Annotated in this window: 4 protein-coding genes; 3 read left to right on the top strand and 1 reads right to left on the bottom strand. The window is 49.4% G+C overall.

The annotated features are described in order from the left end of the window. From STRDD11_RS04650 to zwf, 3 genes are all read left to right on the top strand, one after another. Nucleotides 1-631: TIGR03943 family putative permease subunit (locus tag STRDD11_RS04650; RefSeq protein WP_128835861.1), on the top strand; the 631-nt coding region annotated here is incomplete at its 5' end. A 247-nt stretch (nucleotides 632-878) separates the two neighbouring features. Continuing rightward, nucleotides 879-2264, top strand: coding sequence for an MFS transporter (locus STRDD11_RS04645; protein ID WP_128835858.1), 1386 nt, complete (start codon nucleotides 879-881; stop codon nucleotides 2262-2264). Nucleotides 2265-2574: 310 nt separating this feature from the next. Beyond that, nucleotides 2575-4035: a glucose-6-phosphate dehydrogenase gene (gene zwf / locus STRDD11_RS04640; protein WP_128835856.1), complete on the top strand. Its 1461-nt coding sequence runs from the start codon at nucleotides 2575-2577 to the stop codon at nucleotides 4033-4035. Between the two features lie 97 nt (nucleotides 4036-4132). On the opposite strand, the gene STRDD11_RS04635 is transcribed toward zwf, so the two are convergent. Then, the coding region (locus STRDD11_RS04635) for an IS3 family transposase (protein WP_128836294.1) at nucleotides 4133-4585 on the bottom strand (453 nt) is incomplete at its 5' end.

Here is a 4585-nt window from a genome sequence, read left to right as displayed (position 1 = left end):
TTTGACGACCCGCTGGGCTCAGTTTGGCAGTGCAGCACTCCTGCTCCTGCCGCTCTTTGTCGGCATGTTCTTTCCAACCGTCACTCTTGACTCGACCACTGTTTCGGCCAAGGGCTTTCATTTCCCGCTGGCTGAGGGAAATTCTGCTGCTGTCCAGCAAGATGAGGGCACCAGCAGTCAGTATCTCAAGCCAGATACCAGCACCTATTTTACCAAAGGCGCCTATGAAAAGGAAATGCGGGCCGCTGCCAAGAAATATGTCGATAAGGAGACCATCGAGGTCACGACAGAAAACTATATGGAGGTCATGGAAGTCATTTATGACTATCCGGAGAACTTTGTGGGCAAGACACTGGAATTTACCGGCTTTGTCTACAATGATCCCAGCGACTCTAAGAACCAGTTTCTCTTTCGCTTTGGTATCATCCACTGTATCGCTGACTCCGGCGTCTACGGTCTCCTGACCACCGGCAGCAGTCAGCATTATGATGACAATACATGGATCCATGCCAAGGGCAAAATTGCCGTCCAGTATCACAAGAGTCTGGGTCAGAGCCTGCCAGCCTTGGAAATTGAGAGCTTGGACAAGGTTGAAAAACCAGACAATCCTTACGTCTATCGAGTATTTTAGCAAAAATCCTATAGAAGATGAATGAAAGCTTCTATAGGATTTTTTATCTGGCATTTCATTTTCTTTTGTATTCTTCGAACATCTCTTCAAACCAGGTCAGCTCCAGCAGTTTCCCAAACAGTTGGCGGCTGTCGAAACCTACAACGGCAGATTTTGCTGTTTGAAGAGGATGAGTTTCACTTTCCCTCTTACATAAATGTTATAAGCATGATACAATAAAAGAGAAATCTTTCTTGGAGGTAAAATTTTGAAACAAGTACAAAAAGTGGAGCGGGCCGACCTGCTGGCTATCTTAGCCACTGCCTTGGTCGCCTTTGCCGGCATCCTGTCCGAAACCAGTATGAATGTGACCTTTCCGCATCTGAGCAAGGTCTTTGGTCTGAGTCTGGGGGTGCTGCAGTGGATTACGACCGGCTATCTTTTGGCTGTCGCCATTACCATTACGCTGGGAGCCACTCTGGCCCACAACTGGACCGAGCGCCGGATTCTCTTTACGGCCCTGTCCATTTTCACACTGGGCAATGGAGTAGCCATGCTGGCGCCGGATTTCAGCTTCCTCATGCTGGGGCGGATTTTGCAGGGAGCAGCGACGGGGGTGGCTATTCCGCTCATGTTTAATCTCATTGTCGAGCGGGTGCCCCGGCAGAAAATCGGTCTCTACATGGGCTTAAGCGGTCTGGTTGTCAGCTTAGCACCTGCTATCGGCCCCACTTACGGCGGCTATATGATTGGAGCCTTTGACTGGCACATGATTTACAGCTTCATTATGCCGGTGCCCCTGCTTTCTTTTGCCATCGCCTTTTTTAATCTGAAAAATTCCAGCAGCAAGAGCAAGCGGCCCTTTGATATTCTGTCCTTTCTCTTTCTGTCTGCGGCTCTGGTATTCTCCATTCTGGCGATTTCCAGTCTGGAAGAGGGAGCTGGGCTGAACTGGCTCTATGTGGCTGTCTTTCTGCTGACCTTTGCCTGCTTTATCTGGCGCAGCCTGACGGTCGAGCATCCCTTCCTTGACATCCGCATCCTGAAACAGCCGACCATTCTCTTTGGTATCCTGCCCTTTCTGATTTATCAGTTTACCAATCTGTCGTCCAACTTCCTCATCCCAAACTTTCTGGTCCTGTCCAAGGGCGTATCAACCGCTCAGGCCGGCTTCTCGCTACTGCCGGGAACCATGATTGGGGCTTTTATGGCACCCCTGCTGGGAAAAATCTATGACCTGAAAGGACCGAAACTCTCCCTGCTGGGAGGCAATAGTCTTGTATTCATGGTCATGACCGTTTACTCCTTCTTTACGTCCTGGCTTAATCTGCCAATCATTTTGGGCTTTTACGTCCTCTTTACGCTGGGCCGCAATATGGCTTTCAATAACACCATGGCCCTGTCCAGCTCTCAGGTCAGCCGCGAGAAGACAGCCGACGTTACGGCCCTCTTTCAGCTGGCCCAGACTTTTGCCGGAGCGCTGGGAACGGCTATCGCAGCGGTCTTGGTCAATCAGGCTCCTGACACGGCAGCCGGCGCCCATCACGTCTTCAGCCTGCTCCTGATCCTTGTGACCGGAAATTTCCTTTTTTACGCCTTCCTTTTCCGAGCTATTCAGAAAAAGCAGGCTGAGAAAACAGGCCCTAAGCAGTAAAGTCCGGCCACGGATTCGGCACTGCTGAAAAAGCAGAGCTCTTCAGATATTTAACAGGCTTTTCAATGAGAATGACTGAAATAGAGCAGAGAATTCTTTTCCGCAAACGGCCGTGCTTCCTAATACAAACTTTGCAGCATTTGTGATAAAATAGAAACAGTTTCATTGCGGATAGGGGCTGCCGCTCCTGTTTGTTTTGAAAAACGAGGCGACCGAACCAAGTCTGAGTCCAGGCTATGCTGACGGATTCAGGCTGACTGACAGGACGGGCCCAGCCTTCGCTAATCTTCATTAGAAAACAGGTATAGAGATGTCATCAAAAGTTATTGTTACAATTTTCGGAGCCAGCGGGGATTTGGCCAAGCGCAAGCTGTATCCTTCGCTCTTTCGGCTCTATAAATCCGGCAATCTTTCCAAGCATTTTGCTGTGATTGGAACGGCCCGCCGGCCTTGGAGCAAGGAGTACTTCGAGTCCGTTGTCGCGGAGTCTATCGCAGACTTAGCAGACAGCCCAGAGCAAGCGCAGGAATTTGCCAGCCACTTCTATTACCAGAGCCATGATGTGCAGGACAGCGACCACTATATCGAGCTGCGCAAGCTGCAAAACCGGCTCAATGAACAGTACCAAGCAGAGCACAACAAGCTCTTCTTCCTGTCCATGGCACCGCAGTTTTTCGGCACCATTGCTAAGCATCTTCAGTCAGAAAAAATCGTGGATGGGCAGGGCTTTGAGCGTCTGATCGTGGAAAAGCCATTCGGGACGGACTTGGCCAGCGCCAGCCAGCTCAATCAAGAACTGCTGGCTGCTTTTGATGAAGAACAGATTTTCCGGATTGACCACTATTTGGGCAAGGAGATGATTCAGAATATCTTTGCCATCCGCTTCGCCAATCTGCTCTTTGAAAATATCTGGAACCGCGATTATATTGACAATGTGCAGATTACTTTTGCTGAGAAGCTGGGCGTGGAAGAGCGCGGCGGCTACTATGACCAGTCTGGGGCTCTGCGCGATATGGTCCAGAACCATACCCTGCAGCTGCTGTCTCTCCTGGCTATGGACAAGCCAAAGAGCTTTACCAAGGACGACATCCGGGCTGAAAAAATTAAGGTTTTCGAGCGCTTGCTGCAGCCCAGTGAAGAGGACCTGAAACGCTTCTTTATCCGCGGCCAGTACAAGTCTGGCAAGGTCAACGGCAAGAAGTATATTTCCTACCGCAGCGAGCCCAATGTCAATCCTGAGTCCACGACGGAGACTTTCGCTTCCGGTGCCTTCTTCATTGACAGTGACCGCTTTCGGGATGTGCCTTTCTTCTTCCGAACCGGCAAACGCCTGACAGAGAAAGGAACCCATGTCAACATTATCTTTAAGCAGATGGATTCCATTTTCGGTCAGCCTCTGGAGCCCAATGTACTGACCATTTATATCCAGCCGACTGAAGGCTTCTCCCTCAGCGTCAACGGCAAAGAAGTCGGTGAGCGTTTCAGTCTGGCACCGATTTCTCTGGACTATCGGACCGATGCAACAGCAGCTGGAGCATCACCAGAGCCTTATGAGAAATTAATATTTGATGTGCTCAACAACGACTCGACAAACTTCAGCCATTGGGACGAAGTCAAAGCCAGCTGGGAGCTGATTGACCAGATTGAAAAGCTCTGGAGCCAGAATCAAGTACCCCTGCACGATTACCCCGTAGGCTCTATGGGGCCTTCGGCCTCCTTTGAACTGCTGGAGCAGTTCGGAGCCAAATGGCAGTGGGAACCGGATAAATAACCGAAGAAAAAACTACTAATCCTTATTTGGTTAGTAGTTTCAGATTATAGACAAACTGAACTGCTCCCTGTCAAGTGGACAATAAAATAATAAAAGATTAAGCAACGGCCTTGTTCCTCATTTCAAGAGGGGCAAGGCCGTTGTTGCGCTCTTGAAATCGTTGGTTATTGTAGAAGTAGATGTAATCATCAATATCAGCGACCAGCTCCTCAAATGTCTTATACTTCTTTAAGTCATAACACTCCGTCTTAAAATGGCCGAAAAAGCTCTCAATCGGCGCATTGTCAATGCACTTGCCTACTCGTGACATCGAACGAGTTATCTGATATTGAGTAGTTACCGTACGGTATTCTCGTGATGTGTACTGTGAACCACGGTCGCTGTGAATGAGCGGTGCTGCTCCTGGATTGGCTTCCATAGCCTTTCTCAGATTCTCCATGACCAAAGGATCATCATTGTGCTGGCTGATGTGATAGGCAACAATCGAACCGTCATAAAGGTCCTTAATGGCACTGAGATAAGCCTTCTTCCCCAATCCATACTTCAGGAA

This window comes from Streptococcus sp. DD11, from assembly GCF_001578865.1.
Taxonomy (GTDB): domain Bacteria; phylum Bacillota; class Bacilli; order Lactobacillales; family Streptococcaceae; genus Streptococcus; species Streptococcus panodentis.
Note: the sequence above shows the minus strand (reverse complement) of the source record. Positions and strands in the feature narration are given on the sequence as shown.